Raw genomic sequence first — 517 nt, 5'->3', positions numbered from 1 at the left:
ACGCTGTTCGACCCGGACCCCGATCACCCGGGCACCAGCTATGTGCGCGAGGGCGGGTTCGTGTACGACGCGGCCGACTTCGACGCCGGTTTCTTCGGCATCAGCCCGCGCGAGGCCATCGCCATGGACCCCCAGCAACGACTCCTGCTGGAGACCGCGTGGGCCACCATCGAAGACGCCGGGATCAACCGCCAGGCCCTCGACGGCAGTGAAACCGGTGTGTTCACCGGCCTGACCATCTTCGACTACCTGACCCTCGTCGGCATGCGGACCGACGAGGTGGAGGGTTACATCGGCACCGGCAACCTTGGGTGCGTGGCCTCCGGGCGCATCTCCTACATCCTGGGCCTGGAGGGTCCGGCCGTGACGGTGGACACCGGGTGTTCGTCGTCGCTGGTGGCGATGCACCTGGCCAGTCAGGCGCTGCGGCAGGGCGAATGCTCACTGGCGCTGGCCGGAGGGGCGACGGTGATGGCCACTCCGGCCTCGTTCGTGGAGTTCTCGCGGCAGCGCGGGA

At 68.7% G+C, this 517-nt stretch carries 1 protein-coding gene; it reads left to right on the top strand.

Annotated elements, in window-relative coordinates:
- Positions 1 to 517 (top strand): beta-ketoacyl synthase N-terminal-like domain-containing protein (locus ACYF6T_RS44625; RefSeq protein ID WP_461703717.1); only part of this gene is annotated, 517 nt, incomplete at both ends.

This window comes from Streptomyces sp. 7R007 (genome assembly GCF_054850255.1).
Note: the sequence above shows the minus strand (reverse complement) of the source record. Positions and strands in the feature narration are given on the sequence as shown.